Consider the following 21,457-nt stretch of genomic DNA (forward strand, 5'->3'; position numbering starts at 1 on the left):
GTCCGGCGGTTCGCCATCCTGACGTCGCGTGCAGGCAATCTTAGGTACTATGCTGTAAGATTATCTTCCCCTTGCCGGCAAGCCGATCCCGAGACCCAATGCACCCATCTGAACGGCTCAGATTCTGGAGCGAGCGACTTGCGGACGATGTTTCGCCTCGCGCCATGCTCGCCGACATCTCCGACGATGCGAGCGAGCGCCTGGTCGCATTGCGAGCGGCCATGCGCGCCTTCCCTGGAATTGCACGCATTGGCGATGGGCCCTGGGGATTGGGGCGCGAAATAGACCTTCCCATCCGCCTACATTCAATCCGGGCAGTCTTCGTAACGTGGACTGAATTCGTTTTCGATGGTGTTCGCAATGACGCCCGGCGTGAGGCCTTGGACGCCCTTGAGACGCCGCTGGCCAAACTCGATGAGGGCCTTCCCGACTTCTACCAGCGCAATATCATAAGCAGCGACTATGCTGTCGCCGCTTGGCAGGACGCGACCGAAGCTGCGCGAAGGGGAGTTTCGCTTGTCGAAGCGATTGCGGCGCTGGAATTTCGTGATCTGGCATTCGATCGGGACCGCCCCCATCGGGACTTCCTCGACACGCTCTGCATATACGGTCCGACCGGACGCAGCGACATGGCCAGATGGCGGGCGGCGCAACGCGTCGCCATAGGGGTGGATTGCGCTGTCCTGCGAGATGGCGAGATGACAAGATCGGAACTTGCGCTTGCGCCGCTTTGGCCTGATGCGACCACCGCCGCACTGGAAACCAATCTCACGATGGGCCTGAGCTTCAAGAACGCGCAAGACCTAGGATATGACATCGAGAAGTGGCTGCGCGAGCGCAAGGACGGTTCCCTGATCCTCGGCATGGGCGCTGAGCAAGCGCGAGAGCGCGTCGTGCGGACCGCGAATCTCGCCTGTTCATTCTGGGAAACCCGGCCCGCTACCGACACGTGCTATGCTTTCGACTATTGCCTGCACGGAGATCTGCAAAACCCGAACTGGGGCAGCGAGACAAGCCGCCGACCCTGACCTGCCGAAGTGCGACGATCCAGCGGTATAGATTCGGCGCTCAATTCCGGCTGTTCAAATGCCGCACCCGGCGCAGCGCCGGAAACAGCCAAGCCCACAGCCCAGCGACGGCCACCGCGCCGATGCCGCCGATCACCACGGCGGGCACGGTGCCGATCAGCGCCGCCATGGTGCCGGCGCGGAACTCGCCGACTTCGTTGGAGGCGCCGACGAAGACCTGGTTCACCGCATTGACGCGGCCGCGCACGTCATCCGGCGTCCACAGCTGGATCAGTGTCTCGCGGATATAGACGCTGAACATGTCGGTGGCGCCGAGCAAGGCGAGGGCCAAGATCGACAGCCAGGTGATGGTTGAAACGCCGAACAGAACGGTGACAGCGCCGAACAGACCGACAAAGCCCAGCATGATCTTGCCGGCATGGTCGCGGATCGGGTGGCCGGCCAGCCAGACGGCGACGCAGATGGCGCCGATGCCCGGTGCCGAGCGCAGCAGGCCGAGGCCCCAGGGACCGAGTTCGAGAATGTCGCGCGCATAGACCGGCAGCAGCGCCGAGGCGCCCGACAGGAGCACGGCAAACAGATCGAGCGAGATGGCGCCGAGCACGATCTTCTCGCTCCAGATATAGCGGAAGCCGGCGAACAGCGTTTCCATCGTCGGCTTGTCGGTGGCGGTCTGCTGGGCGGGCTTCGGAATGGTGAAGACGAGGAGGGCTGCAACCAGCATCAGGACGGCGGCGGTGATGTAGGCCGTCTCCGCCGAAAGCCCGTAGAGCAGGCCGCCGGCGACCGGGCCGACAATGGTTGCTGTCTGCCAGGCAGAAGAATTCCAGGCGATCGCGTTGGCGAAGTCCTCCGGCGGCACCAGATTGGCGAACAGCGAGGATGAAGCCGGTCCATAGAAGGCGCGCGCTATGCCGAACATCGCAAGCACCACAAAGATGGGCAGCGGGCCGGCGAGGCCGCGCAACGTAAGCAGCAAGAGCGCAACCGCACAGCCCGCTTCGATCAGCGACGACAAGGTCATGATCAGGCGGCGGCCGAAGCGGTCGGCGACGACGCCGGTGACCAACACCAAAAGCAGCGAGGGCAGAAACTGGACGATGCCGACGATGCCGAGGTCGAAGGGATCGCGGGTCAGATCATAGACCTGCCAGCCGACCGCGACGGAGACGATCATGGTGGCGAAAGTGGTGAGGAAGCGCGCCACCCAGTAGCTGAGGAAGGGTCTGTGCCGGAAAGCGGCATAGCGCTGGTCCGGCGAAGTCTGTTCAAGTGCCATGGAGAGAAAGGCCCCGTTGCGAAAAAAGGCCGGCGGGGCAACTTCCACGATGGGCGCTGGTCCGGCCAGATGACCTTCTAGCAAAGTTCGCGGCGGGATGTGTGGCAGAATCGCGCTGGATCAAGAAATTTCCGGCTGGCGGCAAGGCGGACCGGAAAGTCAGTCCCTGAGCGCGGCGGAAATGGCCTCCAGCCCACCGCGCAAGTCGGCCTCCTTCGGCCAACAGAACCCGACGCGGAAGAAGCGCTTCGGCATTTCGAACCAATGGCCGGGGCCGACATAGGTGCCGTGGTCTTCCAGCAGCCTTGTGTAGAAGCGATCGAGGTCGAATTCGGGATCGACGTTGAGCCTTGGGAAGCCGACAACGCCGCCTTGCGGCCGCACCCAGTCGACCAGCGGCTCGTGGTCGATCCATGCCTGCACGATGTCGCGCCGCTTGGCCATCTCGGGCAGAAGTATTGCGAGGAACGCATCGCGACGCTCGAGCATGCCGCGCGCTATGCCTTCGTCGATGACGCTGCCGCAGATGCCGATCTGCTCCTTGGCGGCGAGGAACCTTTCCTGGAGCGCGGCGTCGCGAGTGACCAGCCAGCCGATGCGGATGCCCGGAATGCCGAAGGCCTTGGAGAGCGACGAGACGCTGATCGCGCGTTGGCTGAGCGATGCGGCCGCCGGCAGGCGCCGGCCGTAGGAAAGGTCGCGATAGGTCTCGTCGACCAGGAGATGGCATTGCCGGCTCTCGGCGAGCGCCACGAGCGCGTCGAGATCGGCACGACTCATCATCGTGCCGGTCGGATTGTGCGGGCAGGTGACGCTGATCAGGCGGGTGTTCGGCCGCATCGCCGCGGCGAGACGATCGACATCGACGGCGAAGCCGTCGTCGAAGTCGAGGTCGACATAGGAGATAGGGCAGCCGATCGCCCGGGGGGTCTCAATGTTGGTGGCGTAGTTGGGCCTGATGACCACCAGATGGTCGCTGGCCGAAAGCAGCGATGTGGCGATGATGAACAACGCGCCGGCGGCACCCGCGGTGACCAGCACGTCATCGGGCGAAAGGCTCTCGTCCTGCGCGGCGACCAGCGCGCGCAACTCCTTATCGCCGCGATGTTCGCCGTAGAACAGGGTGAGATCGGGCAGCGTGAGACCGATGTCGGAGAGTTTCTGGTCGGCAATCGAGCTTTCGGAAAGGTTATAGCGAATACGGTCGTAGCCGTATTCCTCCGGCGCCTCCCTCTCGATCACCATCATGGCTCCCCCCAGACTGCTTGGACTATCCAAGCCACAAAAGCATGAAGCCTGCCAAGGCGGATTCGCCGGCAGGCTTCTGTTCCAGTCGTTGAAACTATTGGCTCAGGCACGAGCCTGTCCCGGGCGTCGTCGAAATTCACCGTGAACTAATGAAGGCAGCGGCGAGCGTTCGGTTGAGGGGGAAGCGGTCGGCAACACAGCGCGCTCGACCTCCCCTTGCAAGCCGTCGATCCATGCGCTAATACTGAACCAAATGGTTCAGTATACGACAGTCCGCCTTGATGCCTCGTTCGCCGCGCTCTCCGACGCGACCCGGCGCGGCGTGCTGGAGCAACTCGGAAGTGCAGAAGCTTCGATCACGGAGCTTGCCGAAAAGTTCCACATGACCCTCACGGGTATGAAGAAGCATGTCGTCGTCCTGGAGCAGGCGGGGCTCGTCATCACGAAGAAAGTCGGGCGCGTTCGGACCTGCAAGCTCGGCCTGCGCCGGATGGAGGAAGAGGCGGCATGGATCGAGAGGTACCGCCAGCTCTGGGACGCACGCTTCGACGAGTTGGACAAGGTTGTCGAGGAACTGAAAACGGAAGGAGAAGATTGATGGACGTAAGAAAAGAGAGTGAGCGCAGCCCTATGACGAGCCGCACGACGGTCGAACGGAAGTCCGAGTGTGAGCTGGTCGTTACGCGTATTTTCGACGGCCCGGTCCGCATCGTCTACGAGGCGTGGACCAAACCCGAGCTGTTCAAGCGGTGGTGGGCGCCGAAGTCGGCAGGCGTGCCTCTGCTTTCCTGCGAGATGGATGTTCGTGTCGGAGGCAGATACCGGGTCGAATTTGGCCACGATGCCTTAGAGTCAATGGCATTCGTCGGCAAGTACATCGACGTGATACCGAACTCGCGCCTCGTCTGGACCAATGAGGAAAGTGATGACGGTGCCGTGACCACGGTGACGTTCGAGGAAAGAGGTGACAAGACGCTTCTGGTGCTGCACGAACTCTATCCCTCGAAGGAAGCTCTCGACGAGGCCATCGCCGGGATGGAGGGCGGTATGCCCGAGCAGTTCGAGCAGCTGGACGAGCTTCTCGTCACGCTGGGCGCGGGTGTGGGACGGTCATGAAGTCGCTCTCGCGGTCACCGGCCTCGAGGGGAGTCTCAACGTGCCGTAGAGCAATTCCAGGAAAGGTGTGAAACGGTTTTTCCTGGAATAGCGTCAAAACAAGGATAGAGCGGTTCGACGTTTCCGTGAAACGGTGAACCGCTCTAGGCCGAAACCCTGGCCTTCCTGCCCCTGGCCTTGACCGGCTCGGCGGCCTTGCGGCCGAGGCCGATCGACTTCGCCAGCTCGGAGCGCGAGGCGGCATAGTTGGGGGCGACCATCGGGTAGTCGGCCGGCAGGCCCCACTTGGTGCGATAGGCTTCCGGCGTCAGCCCGAAATGGACGCCGAGGTGGCGCTTCAGCGATTTGAATTTCTTGCCGTCCTCGAGGCAGATGATGTAGTCCGGCGTCACCGAGCGCCTGGGGTTGACCGCGGGGACGAGCGGCGCGGCGACCGGGGCCGGCGGCTGGCCGAGGCTGCTGATCGAGGCGCTGACGCTGGCGATGAGGTCGCTGAGGCCGGAGGCAGGCAGACGGTTCTTCTCGACATAGGCGGAAACGATGTGGGCGGTAAGCTCGAGCAGGTCGATTTCCTTGCGAGCGTCGTTGCTGTCGTCGGCCAATTTATGTCTCCGTCGGTAGGGGGATGGCGCGACTCCTAGTCGGCAAATCTGGATAACGCAATGACTTCGCGCCACGAAACACGTTATTTTGAACAACTATACTGAGCTATAATACTATCAGACGATCAGCGCCTTGTCGCGCCACAGTCGAAAACCGCCCTCGAAAGCGCGCGTATTGTCGCCGCGCCTGGAATCGGCGGGCATTTCATCAAGCTTGTCGACATTGCCGCCGCCGATGACCACGTAGTCCGGCTGCAGGGCGGCGCGAAGCCTGTCGACGACATCGAAGACGGATTTGCGCCATTTCCTCTTGCCGCGTTTCTCCAGCCCGCGCTCGCCGACATAGTCCTCGAAGCTGCCGCCCTTCCTGTAGGGAAGATGGGCGAGTTCCATCGGCTGGGCGACATTGTCGACGATCATCGCGGCGCCGAGGCCGGTGCCGAGGCCGAGGAACAGCATGCGGCCGCCCTCATAGCTGCCGATGGCCTGCATCAGCGCGTCGTTGATAACCTTCACCGGCTTGCCGAAGGCGGCGGCGAAGTCGTAGCCCGCCCAACCCTTGCCGAGATTGGCGGGGTCGGCGAAAGGCCGGTTGTGGGCGACCGGACCGGGGTAGCCCATCGAAATCAGGTCATAGGGCAGGCCTTCGGCCAGCGTGTTCACCGAGGTGATCATCTGCTGCGGCGTCAGGCCAGGCCCGGACTCGGCGCGGCGCATCTCGCCGCCGGCGCTGGTCAGGATCTTGACATGCGAGCCGCCGATGTCGATCGTCAGCACGATCTGTTCCGCATCCGCCGCCGCCGGCTTTGCCGCCTTGGCCATGTCGTTGCCTCCCAGCCCCTATTTCGATGGGTTGATCCAGCCGTTCGGCGGACCGAAGTCGTTCAGGGCATCGGCCGGTCCCCAGCTCTTCGGCGCGTAGATGTGCGGCGCCGTCGTGTCGCCAAGCACAGGGCCGACGATGCGCCAGGCAAGCTCGGCCGCATCCTGGCGGGTGAACAGCTGGCCGTTGCCGTTCATGGCGTCGCCGATCAGGCGCTCATAGGGCGGCATGTCGCCCTTGCTGTCATCGAGCGCCGTCAGTTCCACCTGTTCGCCGACCATGTCGTCGCCGGCCACCTTACGCTGGGCGCCGATCGAGATCGCCACCTGCGGGTCGATGCGGAAGCGGACATAGTTGGCGTCGTCCGGCTTGATCGGGTCGAAGACGTCGAGCGGCGGCCGTTTCAGCCGCACGATCACCTCGGTGGCATGCACCGGCATGTTCTTGCCGGCGCGGATGAAGAAGGGCACGTCCTGCCAGCGCCAAGTGTCGACGAAGAAGCGGACGGCGGCGAAGGTTTCGACCGGGGAGTTCGGGCGCACACCCGGCTCCGCCAGATAGCCGTCGAACTGGCCGCGCACGACATCGTCCTTCGTCAGCGTGCGGATGGCGCGGAGCACCTGGACCTTCTCGTCGATCAGGTCGTCGGCCGAGCGGCCGACAGGCGGCTCCATGGCGAGCAGCAACAGGATGTTGAGCAGGTGGTTCTCGATGACGTCGCGGATGCAGCCGACATCGTCATAGAATTTGCCGCGACCGTCGATGCCGAAATCCTCGGCCATGGTGATCTGCACGCTTTCGACGAAGTTGCGGTTCCAGATCGGCTCGAGGAAGGCATTGGCGAAGCGGAAATAGAGCAGGTTCTGGATCGCTTCCTTGCCGAGATAGTGGTCGATGCGGAAGATCGACTGCTCGTCGAACACCAGGTGCAGCACCCGGTTCAGCCAGCGCGCCGACTGCAGGTCGTGACCGAATGGCTTTTCCACCATCAGCCGCGCGCCACGCGCGGTGCCGGACTGCTCCAGCCCCTGGACCACGGTTTCGAACATGGTCGGCGGCACCGCCATGTAGTGCAGCGGGCGCTGGGCGGAGCCGAGCGCCGTCTTCAGCTTCTCGAACGTCGCGGCGTCGCGGTAGTCGCCGCTGACATAGCGCAGCAGCGAGGCGAGCTTGGCGAACACCGTCTCGTCTATACCGCCCAGCGCATTGACGATGCCGTCGTGGGCGCGCGCCTGCAGTTTGCCGATGTCCCAGGGGTCGAAGGCGACACCGATCACCGGCTCGGTGAGCGTCCCCTTGGCGACCATCTGGTAGAGGGCCGGAAATATCTTCTTGTGGGCAAGGTCGCCGGTCGCCCCGAAGAGCACCAGCGTGTCGGACCGTTCCTGACTCATCGATGTCTTCCCCGCTCTCAGGTCTTTGGCTTCTCGACATGGCCGCCGAAGGCGTAGCGCATGGCGGAGAGCAGCTTGTCGGCGAATTCGGATTCGCCTTGCGAGGAGAAACGGTCGAAAAGCGCCGAGGACAGCACCGGCGCCGGCACGCCGGTGTCGATCGCCGCCTTGAGCGTCCAGCGGCCCTCGCCGGAATCCGAAACGCGCCCGCCGAACTGCGTCAGCGCCGGATCGTTCTTCAGCGCGCCGGCGGTGAGATCGAGCAGCCAGGAACCGATGACGCTGCCGTGCCGCCAGACCTCGGCGACCTGCGGCAGGTCGATGTCGAACTGGTAGTATTGCGGGTTCTCCAGCGGGCTGGTCTCGGCGTCGGCGGTGCGCGCCCGCTTGCCGGCATTGGCCGACTTCAGGATGTTGATGCCTTCGGCGTAGGCGGCCATGACGCCGTATTCGATGCCGTTGTGGACCATCTTGACGAAATGGCCGGCGCCGCTCGGCCCGCAATGCAGGTAGCCGTAGGGCGCGGTGCCGGCGTCCTTGGCCGGCGTGCTCCCGGCGTCGGCGCCGGGCGCTAGCGTGGCGAAGATCGGATCGAGATGGCGCACCGCCTCGTCCGGACCGCCGATCATCAGGCAGTAGCCGCGCTCCAGGCCCCAGACGCCGCCGCTGGTGCCGACATCGACATAGTTGATGCCCTTGGCCGCCAGCTCGGCGGCTTGGTCAACGGCGTCGTGATAGTAGGAATTGCCGCCATCGATGATGATGTCGCCGGGCTCCATCAATGCCGCCACCTGGTCGGCGATCCTGCCGGTGATCGCCGCCGGCAGCATCAGCCAGGCGCTGCGCGGCTTGGCGAGCTTGCCGACGAATTCTTCCATCGAGGCGGTGCCGACGGCGCCGTCCTTGACCAAAGCGGCGACGCTTGCCGGGTTGATGTCATAGACGACGCATTCATGGCCGTCGCGCATCAAGCGGCGCACCATGTTGGCGCCCATCCTGCCCAGTCCCATCATTCCGATCTGCATGGATTTGTCCCAGTCGTTTGAGGAAGAAGAAATCTAGCGGCTATCCGACCCTTCGATACAGACGGTGAAGTCGACATTCTCCCAACGGCTGGTGTCGGGCCAGAAAAAAGTGAAGACGATCGTGCTCCCCGGCGGAAGTCGGTCAACGGACAAATCCACCAGATGGACACCGAACGCGTTTTCGATCGTCTTGTCGTCGCGCACCGTCAGCCATTTGTCGCTGCTCCAATGGACAACGCCGCGCGCTGCAAGCTCGACGCGCAGCATCTTGCCGGTGGGGATGGAACGGATCTTGTTGTTGAAGCGCCATATCCTGCGCGGCGAGGTGGTCTTTGCCTTGATGTAGCGCTCGACGCCTTGCGGCGGCAGGTCGAAGACGGCGCCGTCGCGAAGCGAACGCAAGAGCTTGATGTGCTCGGCATGCGCCCAGACCAGCGGCATGGCGCTGCCCGAAGGGGCGCCGCGGCGCAACTCGCGCTGCGGCATGTCGGGGCCGTCCCAGACCTGCTCCGGCAGCAGGCCGCCGATCCCGGCGGACGCCTCGAGCGTCGCGAGCAGGCTTTCCGCCCTGTCTCTGCGGCCCGCCGCGAGCTCGTAATGGGCACGCTCGCCCGCCAGCAGCGGCCATGGGCGGCCCTGGCCAGTGCCGTCGAAGGGCGCGCCGTCCTCGTGCTCGCCATAGCCGTCGCCGGTGTAGCGATACCAGAGCGGCCCTTGCGGCAGGTCGCAGCGCAGCCGGGCGTCGATGGCCTTCAAAGTGTCTAGAATGCGCGGATCATCCGCCGCCCTGAGACCAAAGCGCACCAGCGCCAGCGAATCGGGGCTGATGATAGCCTCGGCCAACCTGTCGGAGTCGACCGGGGGCCGGTTCTTGATCGGCACATAGCCGTCCTTGGGGGAGGCGGCATCCGACGTATCCGGCGGGGCGATGCGGACATAGTAGCCGTTGACGCCCATTTCTGCGGATAATGGCGTGCCGGTGGCATAGGTCCAGCGCTCGATCTGGTCGTTCCAGCAATCGGCGGTCTCGCGCAGATAGTTTGCCGGCTCTGTTTTTCCCACGATGTCGAGCATGTCGGCGGCCGCCAGCAGGGCGGCGATCTCGACGGCCAGCGTGAAGGGGTTGTAGCCGGCATCCTCTTCCCAGCGGTCCTCGCCGGTGACCGGCCCGTTGCGCACGACATAGGACGCGGCACTTTCGATCATCGGCAGGAAGCCGGCGAGTTTCGCGCGTGGCAGGTGGCCGGCGCGGCGCAAGGCGTCGGCAAGCAGCAGCGGAAAGGCGCATTCGTCCATCTGGATGCCCGGCCAATAGGCGGTGCCGTCGGACCAGGCATTTTGCGGCCAGTGGCCGTCCGGCTGCTGGATCGTGCGCAGACGGGTCAGGATCTGTAGCGCCTGCTTGCCGTCGCCGGCGGCTAGGAAGCCGCCGGCAGTCTCGACCAGATCGCGCGGCCAGATAAGGTGGTAGCCGCCGAGATCGTCGTCGCCCTTGTTGAAGCCCCAGGGGATCGACAGGCTGGCGACGGCGGCCCCCGGCCTGGCGATCGACAGATGCGAAGCCAGCACCGCCGTGCTGGCGCGGTAGGTGTTCAGTCCCGAGGTCGCGTGCCGGTCGAGCTTGTGCAGCCCGGCCTGCCATTTGCGCCAGTTTTCGACATAGACCTTGGCGGAGGCGTCGTAGCCCTGCTTCAGGCTGGCAAAAGCCAGGTCGGCGGCCTCTTCCGGCGAGGCTCCAAAGCCGAGTGCCAGCAGCGCTGTGTCGTCAGCGGCGGAAAAACCGATCTCGCCGGTCAGCGCCACATTGCCGTCCTCGGCCCGGCGGCAGACCGGATCGAGGACGCCGCCCTGCTGGAGCTGCTGCCAGCCGTCGGAAAAGCCGACATAGCCGGCCGAGCAGGCGCCCCAGGGCAGCGATGAGGCAAGCGCCAGGCAAGTGCCGCGTCCCGAGGCGAACAGCACAGGCCTGCCCCTGTGCTCGCCCACCCAGGCGGTGTTGCCCATGCCGGCATTGACGAGATGCGGCGCGAGCAGCGAGTAGACGCGGTAATCGCTAGCTGAGCCTTTGAGTGCCGAGAAGGTGATCTCCTGCAGCAGGACAGGGCGTTTCGGATCCGTAATGATCCTTTTACCGATCCTGTACGCCCCATCGGTCGCGGTGTTGGTCAGCCGGTAGGCGGGCACGCCGGCATCGACCGTCGAGACCTCATGCGCGGCATCGCGCTTCTCTTCGGAGAAATAGCCGCCGGGGCCGGTGACGATCAGTTCCATGTCGCGCGTGCAGGCGCTGTCGAGGCGCGGATGGTAGATCTCGTTGAGGATGCCGTGGCTGAGCGTGAACCAGAGGGGGCTGACCTCAGAAAGCGCAGTGCCAACGCCGCTCTTGGCGCTTGACGTCCAGCGCGCCGGTATCCCCGGGGCGCCCTGAGCAACGGTCGCTGCCATGCATTGGCCTCCTGCTGCCGTTCCTAGACCAGGAGCCGAAGGCTTTTCAATCGTCGCACCTGAAGTTGATCGCCGGCAGCGAGGGCAGGTGTCGTTGACGCGGCATCGGCAAGCGTTCACTATTTCGCTGGCAGGGAGGACTGCAGGCCGCGCTCGCCAACGAGGCGTCTGGCGTGCCGCTTGGTTTGCGGAGATGGCGAGGGAAGAGACATGTCGGACGTATCTCCCCAGTTGATAGACCGGCTGGTCGCCATTTCCCGCGCGCTTGCCGGCCACATCGATCCGGGCTCGGCGTTCCGGGCGACGGCGATCGAAATCGGCACGCTCATTCCGCACGACCACATCGACCTGGCGGTGCTGTCGCAGGACGGCCGCATGCATGCCTGCTACGAAGCCGGTTTCCACACCAGTTGGAGCGATCTGGCGCAGCATCCTGTCGAGGGCAGCCCGATCCGGCGCGTGCTGTGGGGCCAGACGCCCTTTCTGTTGTCGGACAACGCGCTGGTCGACGAGCGCTTTCACTTCGCCGGCGCCTTCGACGAGCCGATCTTCGAAGCCAGGCTGCGCAGCCGCATCATCGTGCCGCTCAGGGCGCGCGGCAGCGTCATCGGCGCGCTCAACATCAGCCGCCACGAGGTCGGCTGCTACACGCTGACGGATGTGGCCGTCGCCCAGCAATGCGCCGATCTCATCGCCCCCTACATCTTTGCGCTGATCCAGACCGAGGAGGCGCGCCGCGCCATGCTCGCCGAGAGCGAGGCGCGCAACCGGGCGGAACTGCTCAGGGTCGGCGCCTCGCAACTGACCGAAGGCATGGAGCGCGAGCGCCGCCGCATGGCCATGGACCTGCACGACCAGACGCTTGCCGATCTTGCCCGCATCGCGCGCCAGGTCTCGGCCTTCCGCAGCCGGGGCATGGCGCGGACGGCCCAACTCGCCGATCTCGAGCAGGAGATCGCCGGTTGCCTGGCGGAACTGCGCCACATCGTCGACGACATGCGGCCGAGCGTGCTCGAGCTGTTCGGGCTGCGCGACGCCGTCGAGGCGCATCTCAACCGCAGTGTCGCGCGGGCGAAGCCGCCGATCGCCGTGCGGATCGCCGACACCAGCGACGGCAGCGCCGACAGCCTGCCGGAGACGATGCGCACGTCGCTCTACCGGATCGTGCAGGAAGCGATCAACAATGCGGTGCGGCACGCTGCACCCGGCCGGATCGAGGTGCTGCTGACCTCGACCGACGGCGTGTTCAAGGTCGTCGTCACCGACGACGGCCATGGCTGCGGCACGATCGACCCGGCCGCGCAGGGCGGCATCGGCCACATGCATACGCGGGCGGCGCTTGTCGGCGCGCGGCTGCGCTTCGAGCCGGCCGGCCGCAAGGGCGGCACCAGGGTGGTGATCGAGATCGACCGCGCGCCAGCTGACGGCAAGCCGGCCATGGCGGCGAGCGAGCCGGTATCGGAGGTGGCGTGATGCTGGTCATGATCGCCGAGAATGACGGACTGCATCGCACTTTCGCGCGCCGGACGGTGGAACAGTTGTGGCCTGGCGACGTCGAGGTGATCGAGGCCGGCGACGGCGAGGATGCCATCAACATGGCGGCCGAGCGCGAGCCGCCGCATGTCGTGCTCGACCTGCAACTGCCCAAGGCAACGGGCATCGAGGTGGCCCGCGCCATCTGGAGCCGGCGCGCCGGCACGCACATCCTGTTCTGGTCGAACTTCGCCGACGAGGCCTATGTGCGCGGCGTGGCGCGCATCGTGCCGCCCGGCTCGGTCTATGGCTATGTACTGAAATCGGCTACCGAGGAAGGCATGCGCTCGGCGCTTCGCGGCGTCTTCCGCGAAGGCCACTGCATCATCGATCGTGAGATACGCGGCATCCAGCATCGCGTCCAGGATCGTTTCGAAGGCATCACCGATGGCGAATATGAAAGTCTGATCGACATCGCGCTCGGCCTGACCGACCGGGCGATCGCGGCCCGCCGGGGCCTGTCGATCCGCGGCGCGCAAAGCCGCATCAAGCACGTCTACGACAAGCTGGGCATCGTGCCGCCGGAGGACGGCGCCGGTGAGGCCTCCGTCTTCAACTCGCGCACGCGGGCGATCTACCTCGCCTTGGCGCGCGGCCTGATCAACATCGACGCGCTGCGCCGCGAGCAGGACCGGCTCGACGCCTGGCTGGCGCAGGCGGCGCCGCTGCAGGACCAGTAATTGACGTCCGCGGCCTGAAGGGACCGACTGTGCAAAACCACAGTCGGCGCTGCGCGTTGACCCGTATCGCCCGGCCCGGGCGCTGACTAGGCTCGCTCCCCACAACAAGAAAATGCCCGGGAGGCGCCGATGCCGTTCGTCAACATTCGGATACTCGAGGGCCATTCGCAAAAGCGCAAGGACGAGATCTCGCGCCGCGTCACCGAAGCCATCAGCGAGGTCGCCGAACTGCCCAAGGACGCGATCTGGGTGGTGTTCGAGGACGTGGCCGGCAGCGACTGGTTCGTCGGCGGCGCGGCAGTCCGCAAGCCGAAGGACCAGTGATGTCGATTTCGGCGCCGGCCCGCCATTCCGGCTTCGGCGACGTTGTCGGCAACGCGGCGATGGAACGGCTGGCGACAGGCTACTCCTTCATCGAAGGGCCGGTGTGGCATCCTTACGATAAATGGCTGGTGTTTTCCGACATTCCCGAAAGCCGTATGTACAGGCGCAGCTCTTCGGGCGAGATCGAGTTGTTCCGGGAGCCCAGCCATAAGGCCAATGGCAACACTCTCGACCGCCAGGGGCGGCTGGTCACTTGCGAGCACGCGACGAGCCGCGTTACCCGCGCCGAGCCGGACGGAACCGTGACCGTGCTCGCCACCCATTACGGCGACAAGGAGCTGAATAGCCCGAACGACGTCGTCGTCGCCACCGGCGGCGCCATCTACTTCACCGACCCCGGGTTCGGCCGGGCGGAATTCTACGGCGTGCCGCGGCAGCAGGAGCTTTCGTTTCAGGGCGTCTACCGGATCGACGGCGACCGCGCCCTGACCTTGCTTGCCGACGATTTCGCGCAGCCCAACGGGCTCTGCTTCTCGCTCGACGAATCGCGGCTGTTCGTCAACGACACCGAGCGCGGGCATATCAGGGTGTTCGGCGTGGAGGCCAACGGCGACCTCAATGGCGGCGCGGTCTGGGCGGCGACCGAGGGCACTGAGCCGGGATCGACCGACGGTATGAAGATCGACAGCCGCGGCAACCTATATTGCACCGGCCCGGGCGGCATCCACGTGTTCGATGCGTCCGGCGAGCTTCTCGGCGTCATCGCGACGCCGGAAGACTGTGCCAATTTCACCTTCGGCGACGAGGATCTGAGGAGCCTCTACATCGCCGCGTCGACGTCGCTTTACCGGCTCAGAGTCCGCGTGCCGGGGCTGAGGCTGTTTTGAGCGCGGGATCGTCCGGGCTCAAATCGGATTGGAAGTGAGGCCGGCCTTAAAAGCCGGCTGGAATGCAGCAGTCAACACATCTGGGAGGATATGACATGAAGAAACTACTCGTCCTGAGCGCTCTGGCGGCGATGCTCGCCTCGGGCACCGCGCTGGCCGACACCAGTGGCAAGAAGATCGCCTTCTCCAACAACTATGCCGGCAATTCGTGGCGCCAGGCGATGCTGGACAGCTACGGCATCGTCACCAAGAAGGCGGTCGAGGACAAGGTGGTCGCGGCCGCCGACGTCTTCACCACCGCCGACAAGGAAGTTCCGACCCAGGCTGCGCAGGTGCAGAACCTGATCCTGCAGGGCTATGACGCCATCGTCATCAACGCCGCCTCGCCGGATGCGCTCAACGGCGCCATCAAGCAGGCCTGCGATGCCGGCATCGTCGTCGTCTCCTTCGACGGCATCGTCACCGAGCCCTGCGCCTACCGCGTCGTCGTCGACTTCAAGGACATGGGCAAGCAGGAAGTCGAGCAGATGGCCAAGTTCCAGCCCAAGGGCGGCAATCTGCTGGAGATCCGCGGTCTCGCCGGCACCTCGATCGACGATGCCATCCATGCCGGCATCCTCGAAGGCGTGGCCGCGCATCCCGAGTTCAAGATCGTCGGCTCGGTCACCGGCGACTGGGACCAGACCACGGCGCAGAAGGCGGTGGCGACCATCCTGCCGTCGCTGCCTGACGTGGTCGGCATCGTCGACCAGGGCGGCGACGGCTACGGCGCGGCGCAAGCCTTCGCAGCCGCCGGCAAGCCGCGCCCGACCATCATCATGGGCAACCGCCAGGACGAGCTGAAGTGGTGGAAGGAGCAGAAGGACAAGGACGGCTACCAGACCTGGTCGGCCTCGATCGCGCCCGGCGTCTCGTCGCTAGCCTTCTGGGTGGCGCAGCAGGTGCTGGACGGCCGCACGGACATTCCGCACGACCTTCTGGTGCCGTATCTCGCCTTCACCCAGGACGATTTCGAAGCGGCCCTGCCGAAGATCAAGGAGGGTGGCGTCGCTACGCACGAATACACACAGGAAGACGCCATCGCGGCCATCAAAGCCAACATCAAGTGATGGCTGAACTGTTGCCGCCGGCATCGCCAACCGGATATCGTTGAGCATGCCCGAGGCAAACACCGATATAGTCAGGCCGGATGGCGCCAAAAAGCATTTCGGCGCCGCCAATTTTGACATCATCAGACTGGACGGTGCCGAAAAGCATTTCGGCGCCGTCCGGGCGCTCAGCGGCGTCGACTTCCAAGTCGGCGCCGGCGAATGTGTCGGTCTCGTCGGTCACAACGGCGCCGGCAAGTCGACGCTGATGCACATGGTGGCGGGCACGCTTGTCCCCGACAGCGGCGCGATCACGGTGCGCGGCAGCGCCGAGCAGGCCTATTCGGTGCCGCGCGCGCAGCAACTCGGCATACGCTGCGTATTCCAGGAACTATCGCTCTGCCCGAACCTCAGCATCGCCGAGAACACGCGCATCAACCATCCTTCGCTCACCGGTTTCGGCTGGCGACGCAAGGCCGCCGACCTTATCACCGCCAAGCTGGACGAGATCTTTCCGGACCACGGCATCTCCGCTTCCGACATCGCCGGCGACCTTTCAATCGGCCGGCGGCAGATGGTGGAAGTGGCCCGCGCCTTCACGCTGACCGAGGATCCGCTGGCACTGGTCATCCTCGACGAGCCGACCTCCTCGCTCGACGCGCATACAGCGGGCCAGCTGCTTGCGTTCGTGCGCCGCTTCGTCGCTTCCGGCGGCAGCTGCATCCTGATCTCGCATGTGCTGGGCGAGGTGCTGCAGAACGCCGACCGCATCGTGGTCATGCGCGACGGCAAGGTCGTCGCCGCCGACGCCGCAAGCGCCTTCGACCGCGATCGGCTGGTCGCCACCATGGGCGGCGCCGAAGGGCATCAGAGAACTGCCGCGGAGACAAGGAAGGCGGAGGCCGGCCCGCTGCGGGTCAAGGCACGTCCGGCGCGGCAGCAGGACGGCAAGGAGCTCGTCGCGCGCGCGGGCGAGATCATCGGGCTCGCCGGCCTCGCCGGCCACGGGCAAACCGACCTTTTGCTGGCGATTTTCGGCGCTGCCCAGCGCGCCAGGACCGGCATAGAGGTGACCGCGCCGGTGGCGCTGGTCGCCGGTGACCGCCAGTCGGACGGCATTTTTGCGCAATGGTCGATCGCGCAGAATATCGGCATCCGCTCACTGGCGCGGCTGCGCAGCGGCTTCCTGATCTCGCCGCGGCGCGAGGCCGAGCTTGCCGAATTCTGGAAGAACAAGATCGGCATCCGCACGCCCGACATGAGCAACAACATCTACTCGCTGTCCGGCGGCAACCAGCAGAAGGCGTTGTTTGCCCGCGCGCTGGGCTCGGATGCCGGGATCGTGCTGATGGACGACCCGATGCGCGGCGTCGATATCGGCACCAAGCTGGAAGTCTACGATCTGGTGCGCGAGGAAGCCCGCAAGGGCCGCACCTTCCTCTGGTACACGACCGAAACCGAAGAGCTCGACAATTGCGACCATGTCTATGTCTTCAAGAACGGCCGGATCGTCGCCAATCTCGGACGCGACGAGCTGACCGAGGAGAAGATCATCCAGTCCTCATTCGGCGATGCGGCCTGAGATGACGGCGGCCTCACTCGAAACCAGGCTGAAGGCGTCGTCGGCGGGTGGCGGTGCGGCGGCGCGGGCGCGCATGCTGCGCAGCCTGCTTCCGGCGTTGTCGTTGGCGCTGGTGCTTTTGGCGATCGCCTGGCTCAACCCGCGCGCCATCTCCTATTTCGGCTTCACCCTGATGCTCAACCTGGCGATCCCGATCGCCCTGGCCACGATCGCGCAGATGTTCGTTATCGCCGGCAATGAGCTCGACCTCTCGATTGGCACCTTCGTCGGCTTTGTCGGCTGCGTCACGGCGACCTGGCTGAAGGATGCGCCGCTGATCGGTGTGGCGGTGCTGCTGGGCTCGATCGGCGTCTATGCGCTGCTCGGCGCGCTGATCCACCTGCGCAACCTGCCCTCGATCGTGGTGACGCTGGGCATGAGCTTCGTCTGGCAGGGCCTCGCCATCCTCGTCCTGCCGAAGCCCGGCGGCAAGGCACCTGACTGGCTGTTGTCGCTGATGGCCTTCAAGCCGCCTCTCATTCCGTTCCCGATCATCGCCGCGCTGGTGATCGCGGCGGTGGTGCATGTCGGCCTGATGCGCACATCCTATGGCGTCATCCTGCGCGGCTCCGGCGGCAATGCGGCGGCGCTGCGGCGCGCCGGCTGGTCGCTGCTCAAGACCAGGATCGTGCTGTTCGCGCTGACAGGACTGTTCGGGGTACTCTCCGGCATGGCGCTGATCGGCATCACCACCTCGGCCGACGCCAATATCGGCAACGGCTACACGCTGCTGTCGATCGCCGGCGTCATCCTCGGCGGCGGCGAATTCGTCGGCGGCCGGGTGTCGCCGATCGGCGCCGTCATCGGCGCGCTGACGCTGGCGCTCGCCGCCTCGCCGCTGTTGACCTTCATGCACATCCCGCCCGACTGGCAGGTGGCGGCCAACGGCGCCATCCTGATCATCGTGCTGGCGGCGCGGGTGCTGATCAGCCGCAGGGAGAGGTGAGCGATGGCCTCGCTGCGAATGCTGCTGGCCAAACCGTGGACCTGGTCCTTCATCGGCGCAGCCGTGGTGTGGCTGGCGACCATCGTCTTCACCGGCGGCTATGGTGCCGGCGGCATGATCACGGCGGCACTTTCGCTGGCCGTCTTCACCGTCATCGTCGGCGTCGGCCAGATGTTCGTCATCACGCTCGGACCCGGCAATGTCGACCTGTCGCTGCCGGCCAATATCGGGCTTGCCAGCGCGGTCGCCATGAAAGTGATGGACGGCAATGATTCAATGATCGCGGTCGGGCTGATCGCGGCGCTCGCCACCGGGGCTGCGATCGGCGCGGCCAACTATCTGCTGATCTGGGCGCTCCGCATCCCGCCGATCATCGCAACCCTGTCGGCGAGCTTCATCATACAGTCGATTGACATCAGCTATGGGCGCGGGCTGCAGATCAAGCCGCCGCCGGGTTTCGCCGACTTCACCAACTGGCAATTCCTCGGCATCCCGGTGCTGGCGATGCTGACGGTACTCTTCACCATCGGCGCGGCAACGTCGCTGCAGCGCATGATCTACGGCCGCTCGGTGCTGGCGATCGGCCAGAACATCCGCGCCGCCTGGCTCGCCGGCGTCAATGTCGGCCGCATCCGCTTCCTCACCTACACGCTGTCCGGCGCGCTCGGCGGTATCGACGGGGCGCTGCTCGCCGGCTATTTCCGCGGCGCCAATGTCGACATCGGCAACGAATACCTGCTCGCCTCGATCGCCGTCGTCGTCATAGGCGGCACCTCGGTCGCCGGCGGCAAGGCCAATGTGCCCGGCGTCTGGGGCGCTGGCCTGTTCCTGGTGCTGCTGCTCACCATGCTCAACACGTTCGGCGTCAGCGCCGGCGTGCGGCTGGTGCTGACCGGACTGATCATCGTCGGGGTGATAACGGCGGCAGGTGGAGAGAAGGCGCTGCGGTGATATCCAGGTGAGGCCGGCCTGCAAATGGCGGCTTCCTGCGCTTCCGGTGCTCACGTACTTCACCTACGTTCCGCTCCGGTTCGCACCCAGTTTGGTCGCTTCGCGGCCGTCCGACTCCGGCTGACCGAATATCGGCGGAGTTCGTCAGATCGTTTGGTGTTGCCTTCTTCAGCGCGCTGTCGCGGCTTGTCCAGACAAGCATTGTGCCAGCGATACCATCAGGTTCCCATTCGCGGCGCGGCCTAGTAAACCCGTCGTGATCGCAGCCGGTCTCGGGAGGTTCCGCTTGTCCAATTCTGTCAACGTCGCAAACGAGAACGGCGTGGCGGTGGTCATAATCGACAACCCGCCGGTCAACGCGCTCAGCTTCCACGTCCGCGAGCCACTCCACGCGGCGCTGGCCGCGCTGCGCGACGATGCCACCGTCAGGGCCATCGTGATCGTGTGCGCCGGGCGGACTTTCGTCGCCGGAGCGGACATCACCGAATTCGGCAAGCCGGTGCAGCAGCCGGAGCTGCGCGCCATTGTGGCGCTTCTGGAAACCATCGCCAAGCCGACGGTCGCCGCCATCCATGGCACGGCGCTGGGCGGCGGGCTCGAGCTGGCGCTAGGCTGCCATTTCCGCGTCGCCGACGCCGGCGCGAAACTCGGCCTGCCGGAGGTGAAGCTCGGCCTGCTGCCGGGCGGCGGCGGCACGGTACGGCTGCCGCGCCTGGTCGGCGCGGCGAAGGCGCTCGGCATGATCGTTTCGGGAACGCCGATTTCGGCTGGCGAAGCAAAAGCCGCGGGCCTCGTCGATGCTGTCTTCGACGGCGATCTGATCGCCCAGGCGGTCCGGTTCGCCGGCGAGGCGGCCGCCAAAGGCGGGTCGTTCGCGCCGGTGCGCGAACGCAGGGACCGCGTTGCCGAAACGGACCTTGCAGCCTTCGACCGTCAGGCGGCCGAGCTTGCCAGGAAAGCGCGTGGGCTGGAGGCTCCGCTTGCCTGCGCCGAAGCCGTGCGCAATGCGATCACGCTGCCGTTCGATGAGGCGCTGGCGGCGGAGCGCGCGCTGTTCGTGAAGCTCGTTGCCGGCGACCAGTCGCGCGCGCAGCGGCATCTGTTCTTCGCCGAACGGGAAGCGGCCAAGATACAAGGCAAGGACGTCACCCGCCGCAAGATCGCCCGCGTCGGCATCATCGGCGCCGGCACGATGGGCGGCGGCATCGCGATGGCCTTTGCCAATGGCGGCTTTCCGGTGACCTTGCTCGAAACCGGCGAGGAGGCGCTGCAACGGGGCCTCGCAATGATCGAGAAGAACTACGCGGTCTCGGTCGGCCGTGGCTCGCTGACGGAAGAGGCCAGGCAGCAACGGCTTGGCCTGTTCAAAGGCAGCACCGACTATGCCGACCTTGCCGATTGCGACCTGGTAATAGAGGCGGTGTTCGAGGACATGGCGGTCAAGAAGGTGGTGTTCGGCAAACTCGACGCGGTGGCCAGGCCGGGCGCGATCCTTGCCACCAACACCTCCTATCTCGATGTCGACGAGATCGCCGCCTCGACGTCGCGGCCGCAGGATGTGCTCGGCATGCATTTCTTCTCGCCGGCCAATGTCATGAAGCTCTTGGAAATCGTGCGCGCCGATAGGACCGCGCCCGACGCGCTGGCGACGGTTGCGGAGCTAGCGCGGCGCATCGGCAAGGTGCCGGTCGTCGTCGGCGTCTGCCACGGCTTCGTCGGCAATCGCATGCTGTCCGCACGCGGCGCGGAAAACGAGTTCCTGCTGCTCGAAGGGGCGACGCCCGGCCAGGTCGACAAGGCGTTCACCGATTTCGGCTGGCCGATGGGGCCGTTCCAGATGGGCGATCTCGCCGGCCTCGACATCGGCTGGCGCAACCGCAAGGCGCGCGGCCAGACGGCGGTGATTGCCGACACGCTCTGCGAGCAGGGCCGTTTCGGCCAGAAGACCGGCAGGGGCTGGTATCGCTATGAAAGCGGCTCGCGCGAGCCCGTCCCTGATCCCGAGGTCGAGGAATTGATCCGCGCCAAGGCAGCCGAGCCTGGCATCGCCCGGCGCGAAATCGGCGCCGACGAGATCATCGAGCGCACGCTCTATCCGCTGGTCAACGAAGGCGCGAGGATCCTCGAGGAAGGCATTGCGGTGCGGGCGTCGGACATCGATGTCGTCTGGGCGAACGGTTACGGCTTTCCCATCGGCAAGGGTGGGCCGATGTTCTGGGCTGGCCTCGAAGGGGCTGCGAAGATCGTCGAGCGGCTGGAGCATTGGCATAGGCGGACCGGCCGGGCGATCTTCGAGCCGGCGCCGGTGCTGAGAAGGTTCGCGGAGACGGGGTCATGGCAAGTCCCGTAAACGGCTCAACGTCGCGTTCCTTCGCATCCAAGCACATCAAATTTGACCATGTGGACAAAACTCAGACACCGTTCCATAGTCCAGCGTCTGACATTCCTGAGAACGGCCGGCTCGACA

Annotated in this window: 18 protein-coding genes and 1 pseudogene; 12 read left to right on the forward strand and 7 right to left on the reverse strand. The window is 65.4% G+C overall.

The window, feature by feature from the left end; translation table 11 throughout:
• Positions 1–164: 164 nt before the first annotated feature.
• Positions 165–1,028: a hypothetical protein gene (locus tag EJ073_RS21360; RefSeq protein WP_126057524.1), complete on the forward strand. Its 864-nt coding sequence runs from the start codon at positions 165–167 to the stop codon at positions 1,026–1,028.
• A gap of 40 nt (positions 1,029–1,068) precedes the next feature.
• Here the strand turns inward: EJ073_RS21360 and EJ073_RS21365 are convergent, their stop codons facing one another.
• On the reverse strand, positions 1,069–2,307 hold the full coding sequence (locus tag EJ073_RS21365; protein WP_126057525.1) for an MFS transporter: 1,239 nt from the start codon (positions 2,305–2,307) through the stop codon (positions 1,069–1,071).
• Between the two features lie 159 nt (positions 2,308–2,466).
• Positions 2,467–3,555, reverse strand: a complete 1,089-nt coding sequence (locus EJ073_RS21370; RefSeq protein ID WP_126057526.1) for an aminotransferase class I/II-fold pyridoxal phosphate-dependent enzyme — start codon at positions 3,553–3,555, stop codon at positions 2,467–2,469.
• A gap of 253 nt (positions 3,556–3,808) precedes the next feature.
• Here EJ073_RS21370 and EJ073_RS21375 point away from each other — a divergent pair.
• Both EJ073_RS21375 and EJ073_RS21380 read left to right on the forward strand, forming a co-directional pair.
• Positions 3,809–4,175, forward strand: a pseudogene (locus EJ073_RS21375) (helix-turn-helix domain-containing protein).
• Positions 4,153–4,671, forward strand: coding sequence for an SRPBCC family protein (locus EJ073_RS21380; protein WP_126057527.1), 519 nt, complete (start codon positions 4,153–4,155; stop codon positions 4,669–4,671). The pseudogene EJ073_RS21375 and the gene EJ073_RS21380 overlap by 23 nt, the downstream one beginning before the upstream one ends.
• 143 nt (positions 4,672–4,814) lie before the next feature.
• Here EJ073_RS21380 and EJ073_RS21385 read toward each other — a convergent pair whose 3' ends face one another.
• From EJ073_RS21385 to EJ073_RS21405, 5 genes are all read right to left on the reverse strand, one after another.
• Positions 4,815–5,273: a MucR family transcriptional regulator gene (locus EJ073_RS21385; RefSeq protein WP_126057528.1), complete on the reverse strand. Its 459-nt coding sequence runs from the start codon at positions 5,271–5,273 to the stop codon at positions 4,815–4,817.
• Positions 5,274–5,390: 117 nt separating this feature from the next.
• Positions 5,391–6,095: an ROK family protein gene (locus EJ073_RS21390; RefSeq protein ID WP_126057529.1), complete on the reverse strand. Its 705-nt coding sequence runs from the start codon at positions 6,093–6,095 to the stop codon at positions 5,391–5,393.
• Positions 6,096–6,113: 18 nt separating this feature from the next.
• Positions 6,114–7,490 carry a glucose-6-phosphate dehydrogenase gene (gene zwf, locus EJ073_RS21395; RefSeq protein ID WP_126057530.1) on the reverse strand — a complete coding sequence of 459 codons (1,377 nt, stop codon included), beginning with the start codon at positions 7,488–7,490 and terminating at the stop codon, positions 6,114–6,116.
• A 17-nt stretch (positions 7,491–7,507) separates the two neighbouring features.
• Positions 7,508–8,515, reverse strand: a complete 1,008-nt coding sequence (gene gnd / locus EJ073_RS21400) for a phosphogluconate dehydrogenase (NAD(+)-dependent, decarboxylating) (RefSeq protein ID WP_126057531.1) — start codon at positions 8,513–8,515, stop codon at positions 7,508–7,510.
• A 33-nt stretch (positions 8,516–8,548) separates the two neighbouring features.
• Positions 8,549–10,960 (reverse strand): glucan 1,4-alpha-glucosidase, encoded by a 2,412-nt coding sequence (locus EJ073_RS21405; protein WP_126057532.1) that lies wholly within the window; start codon positions 10,958–10,960, stop codon positions 8,549–8,551.
• A 210-nt stretch (positions 10,961–11,170) separates the two neighbouring features.
• Here EJ073_RS21405 and EJ073_RS21410 point away from each other — a divergent pair, with 210 nt between their 5' ends.
• The 9 genes from EJ073_RS21410 to EJ073_RS21450 all read left to right on the forward strand — a co-directional run bounded on the left by EJ073_RS21410 (position 11,171) and on the right by EJ073_RS21450 (position 21,340).
• Positions 11,171–12,433, forward strand: coding sequence for a histidine kinase (locus EJ073_RS21410; RefSeq protein WP_126057533.1), 1,263 nt, complete (start codon positions 11,171–11,173; stop codon positions 12,431–12,433).
• Positions 12,433–13,173: a response regulator transcription factor gene (locus tag EJ073_RS21415; protein ID WP_126057534.1), complete on the forward strand. Its 741-nt coding sequence runs from the start codon at positions 12,433–12,435 to the stop codon at positions 13,171–13,173. Before EJ073_RS21410 ends, EJ073_RS21415 begins: the two co-directional genes overlap by 1 nt.
• Positions 13,174–13,302: 129 nt before the next feature.
• Positions 13,303–13,497 carry a 4-oxalocrotonate tautomerase family protein gene (locus EJ073_RS21420; protein ID WP_126057535.1) on the forward strand — a complete coding sequence of 65 codons (195 nt, stop codon included), beginning with the start codon at positions 13,303–13,305 and terminating at the stop codon, positions 13,495–13,497.
• Complete coding sequence (locus tag EJ073_RS21425) at positions 13,497–14,384, forward strand: SMP-30/gluconolactonase/LRE family protein (RefSeq protein ID WP_126057536.1); 888 nt, start codon at positions 13,497–13,499, stop codon at positions 14,382–14,384. Before EJ073_RS21420 ends, EJ073_RS21425 begins: the two co-directional genes overlap by 1 nt.
• 95 nt (positions 14,385–14,479) lie before the next feature.
• Complete coding sequence (locus EJ073_RS21430; protein ID WP_126057537.1) at positions 14,480–15,493, forward strand: ABC transporter substrate-binding protein; 1,014 nt, start codon at positions 14,480–14,482, stop codon at positions 15,491–15,493.
• Positions 15,494–15,539: 46 nt separating this feature from the next.
• Positions 15,540–17,054, forward strand: a complete 1,515-nt coding sequence (locus EJ073_RS21435; RefSeq protein ID WP_189363021.1) for a sugar ABC transporter ATP-binding protein — start codon at positions 15,540–15,542, stop codon at positions 17,052–17,054.
• 1 nt (position 17,055) lies between these two features.
• A complete protein-coding gene (locus EJ073_RS21440; RefSeq protein WP_189363020.1) occupies positions 17,056–18,039 on the forward strand; it encodes an ABC transporter permease in 984 nt (327 codons plus the stop codon).
• Positions 18,040–18,042: 3 nt separating this feature from the next.
• Positions 18,043–18,990 (forward strand): ABC transporter permease, encoded by a 948-nt coding sequence (locus tag EJ073_RS21445; protein WP_126057539.1) that lies wholly within the window; start codon positions 18,043–18,045, stop codon positions 18,988–18,990.
• Positions 18,991–19,276: 286 nt separating this feature from the next.
• Positions 19,277–21,340, forward strand: a complete 2,064-nt coding sequence (locus EJ073_RS21450; protein WP_126057540.1) for a 3-hydroxyacyl-CoA dehydrogenase NAD-binding domain-containing protein — start codon at positions 19,277–19,279, stop codon at positions 21,338–21,340.
• Positions 21,341–21,457 lie beyond the last annotated feature (117 nt).

Source organism: Mesorhizobium sp. M4B.F.Ca.ET.058.02.1.1 (assembly GCF_003952505.1).
Taxonomy (GTDB): domain Bacteria; phylum Pseudomonadota; class Alphaproteobacteria; order Rhizobiales; family Rhizobiaceae; genus Mesorhizobium.